The organism is Prevotella sp. CAG:592, from assembly GCF_000436015.1.
GTDB lineage: Bacteria > Bacteroidota > Bacteroidia > Bacteroidales > Bacteroidaceae > Prevotella > Prevotella pectinovora.
In genome coordinates this window covers 1-3,726 of record NZ_FR892557.1, presented here as the reverse complement: position 1 = coordinate 3,726, position 3,726 = coordinate 1, and the positions used below count along the sequence as shown (strand labels likewise).

General features: G+C 55.9%; 2 protein-coding genes and 1 pseudogene. All 3 read left to right on the top strand.

Features of this window, described 5'->3' with window-relative positions:
- Positions 1-73 precede the first annotated feature (73 nt).
- The 3 genes and pseudogenes from QVO99_RS04490 to QVO99_RS04480 all read left to right on the top strand — a co-directional run bounded on the left by QVO99_RS04490 (position 74) and on the right by QVO99_RS04480 (position 3,684).
- Complete coding sequence (locus QVO99_RS04490; RefSeq protein WP_022316406.1) at positions 74-1,057, top strand: HlyD family secretion protein; 984 nt, start codon at positions 74-76, stop codon at positions 1,055-1,057.
- A gap of 124 nt (positions 1,058-1,181) precedes the next feature.
- Positions 1,182-2,383, top strand: a pseudogene (locus QVO99_RS04485) (ABC transporter permease).
- 56 nt (positions 2,384-2,439) lie between these two features.
- A complete protein-coding gene (locus tag QVO99_RS04480; RefSeq protein WP_287073263.1) occupies positions 2,440-3,684 on the top strand; it encodes an ABC transporter permease in 1,245 nt (414 codons plus the stop codon).
- Positions 3,685-3,726: the final 42 nt, after the last annotated feature.

Genomic DNA, 3,726 nt, shown 5'->3' with positions numbered 1-3,726 from the left:
AACGGCCTAATGACCGTTTTGGGTTTAAGGAAAACCGATAGTGAGCTGAATTTTTGCAACATAAATAACAACAATGGAAAATAAAGCACAAAAGAAAAGTATAGCATTGGCAATCGCCGGATTCACCGCGGTTGTTGTATTGGCAGGACTGATAGGCTATTTCACCCTCGGCAGCCAGCCCGACATCATTCAGGGTGAAGTGGAAGTGGCAGAATACAGGGTATCGAGCAAGGTGCCCGGCAGAATTCTCGAACTCAGAGTGAAAGAGGGCGACTACGTACATGTGGGCGACACCCTCGCCATCCTCGACGCTCCCGAAGTGGAGGCTAAGAAGGCACAGGCTCTCGGAGCCGAAGACGCGGCATCGGCAATGAAAGACATGGCAGACAACGGTGCGCGCCAGCAGCAGATACAGGGTGCCTACGAACTCTGGCAGCAGGCAAAGGCGGGTCTCGACATCGCCAAGAAGACCTACGACCGTGTGCAGCGCCTCTTCGGCGAGGGAGTGATGAGCGCACAGAAGCGCGATGAGGCTTTCGCCGCCTACAAGGCTTACGAGGCACAGGAGAAGGCTGCCAAGAGCCAGTATGACATGGCCAAGGAGGGCGCACGCAAAGAGGAGCGCGCTGCCGCCGCCGCACAGGTGAGCCGTGCCCGTGGTGCAGTGCAGGAGGTGGACTCATACATCCACGAAACGGTGCAGATAGCACAGGTGGAGGGTGAGGTCAGCGACATCTATCCCAACGTGGGAGAACTCGTCGGAACCGGTTCGCCTATCATGAGCATATCGGTGATGAGCGACATGTGGGGAACCTTCAACGTGCGCGAAGACCAGCTCTCGGGCATGAAGGTGGGTTCTGAATTCACCGCCTATTCGCCAGCCTTCAAGAAAGACATCAAGATGAAGGTGTACTACCTCAAAGACCAGGGCAGCTACGCCGTGTGGAAGGCCACGAAGTCTAACGGACAATACGACCTCAAGACCTTCGAGGTGAAGGCGCGCCCAGTGGGCAAGACCGATGGTCTGCGTCCGGGAATGACGCTCGTGATAAAGTAATTGCCCACCCCACACATCTCCCTCTCCATGTCTCTTCGGCAGCGGTGGGGGAGAAACCACAACCCGATATAAAATGACTCAGACAAAGCATACTGATCCGCTGACCGCAGAACAGGGCGAGGGCATGCAGACCCCTGCCGGACGCACGGGGTTCATTGCCGTTTTCCTGCGCGAGCTGCATATCATATTCACCACGCCGGTGTATCTGATATGCATGTTCCTGCTGCCCATGTTCGTCATGGTGTTCTTCACTTCGCTCATGGACCAGGGACAGCCCAACAAGATGCCGGTGGGAATAGTAGACCTCGACAACACCGTCACCACACGCCAGCTCACCCGTAAGCTCGACGCCTTCCAGAACACCGATGTGGTGGCATACTACAACAGTGTGGATGAGGCGCGACTGGCGATGCAGCGCAACGAAATCTACGGATTCATGTATTTCCCCAAGGGAACCACCGACAAGCTGCTCGCCTCACGTCAGCCCAAGATTTCCTTCTATTATTCATACACCTCACTCACGGCAGGCGCACTGCTCTACAAAGACCTCAAGACCATAGCGACGCTCGGTTCGGCTGGTGTCGGCTCTGCCACGATGCAGGCAAGGGGATACACACAGAAGCAGATAATGGCGTTCTTGCAGCCCATCGCCGTTGACCTACACGCCGTGAAGAACCCGTGGACCAACTATAACTTCTATCTCACCACGATGCTCGTGCCGGGATGCCTCATGCTCTTCATCTTCCTGCTCACGCCTTATTCGCTCGGCACGGAACTGAAGTTCAACCGTGCCCGGAAGCTCCTCCTTGTGGCAGCCGGAAGCTCCTCCTTGTGGCAGGGGACGACAAATGGACGCTGCTGCTCGGCAAGCTGCTGCCGCAGACGCTGATATTCCTCAGCGTCTTCTATCTCTATTCTCTGTATGTCTACGGCATCCTCGGATTCCCACACAGCGGAGGAACATTCCACATCCTCCTGCTCGGACTCCTCGCCGTCACGGCATCCCAGGGATTCGGGGCATTCATGTTCGGACTCATGCCGTCGCTCCGAATGTCGATGAGCACCTGTTCCTTGTGGGCGGTGCTCAGCTTCTCGCTCGTCGGCACGGCGTTCCCCGTCTTCGCCATGGATCCTGCCATCGAAGGCATAGCACAGATGTTCCCGCTGCGGCATTATTTCCGCATCTATCAGACGAGCGTATTCAATGATTTCCCCCTCTCTTACGCATGGGTCAACCTCGTGGCGATGATTGCCTTCTCGCTGCTGCCGATGCTGGTGGCTGGCAACATACGCAAGGCGATGAGGGAATATAAGTATATGGAATAGTGCCTCCCGGATTCTGTGGATGTATGATTTCCGATAACGCCAAATGAATGACAACAATGAACAAGTTTTTCAACATACTGCGCGACACTTGCTATATCTGCCTGCAGGAACTCAAGAATGTGTTCCGCGACCAGGGCGTGCTCATCTTCCTCGTCGTGGTGCCGTTGGCATATCCGCTCCTGTATTCGTGGATATACAACAATGAAGTGGCGCGCGAGGTGCCCGTGGCGATAGTCGACCTTTCGCATAGCCACACCAGCCGCGAATTCACCCGTATGATAGACGCCTCGCCCGACACTCGCGTGGCTCTGCGCTGCAACAGTCTCGACGAGGCGCGCCAGCGCATTGGCCGTGGCGATGCCTACGGAGTGGTATACTTTCCTGAGGATTTCCAGACCAAGCTCAACCGCATGGAGCAGACCCACGTGGGGGTATACTGCGACATGAGCATCATGCTTGCCTACAAGGCGATTTTCCAGACCTGCGTGGCTATTCAGGGCGAACTGAACTCCAGGATTCAGGTGAAGCTCTCGGGCAACTACACCGAGCGCGAGAACGAGATCACCACCCGGCCGCTCGACTTCCAGGAGGTGCCGATATTCAACAACACGGCGGGATATGGCAACTTCATCATCCCCGGAGTGCTCATGCTCATCATCCAGCAGACGCTGCTCCTGGGTGTGGGAATGGCGGCAGGAACGGCGAGGGAGAAGAACAACTACGGATTTCTCGTGCCTATCCACCGTCGCTACCGTGGCGTGATGCGCATCGTGTGGGGCAAGGCGATGGCATACCTGATGATATACGTTGTGATGGCGGCATACCTCTTGTGTGCCGTACCGTATTTCTTCAATTTCATCAGTCTTGTCACGCTGAGCCAGCTGGCTCTCTTCTCCTTGCCATATCTGCTCTCGTGCATATTCTTCAGCATGACGCTCTCGGTAATGATGCGCTATCGTGAGAACGTGATGCTCCTTGTGGTCTTTTCTTCCGTCATGCTCCTTTTCATGTCGGGAGTATCGTGGCCGCAGAGCAACATCCCGGCTTTCTGGCAGGGGGTGTCGTGGCTCTTCCCATCCACCTTCGGCATCCGTGGCTTCGTGAGGATGAATTCCATGGGAGCCACCCTCACCGACGTCTCCACCGAATACCGTGCCCTCTGGATCCAGACAATCGTATATTTCGTCCTTGCCCACGAAGTCTACCGCTTCAATATCGCCAAGGCTCGCCATGCCATCCACCACCGCCTCCTCCACCTCCGCTCCAAAACCGTCCCTTCCTCTGAGGATAACCAATCCTGACCTTCCCCAAGGGCAACCCATCCTAACCTTCCCCAAGGGCAA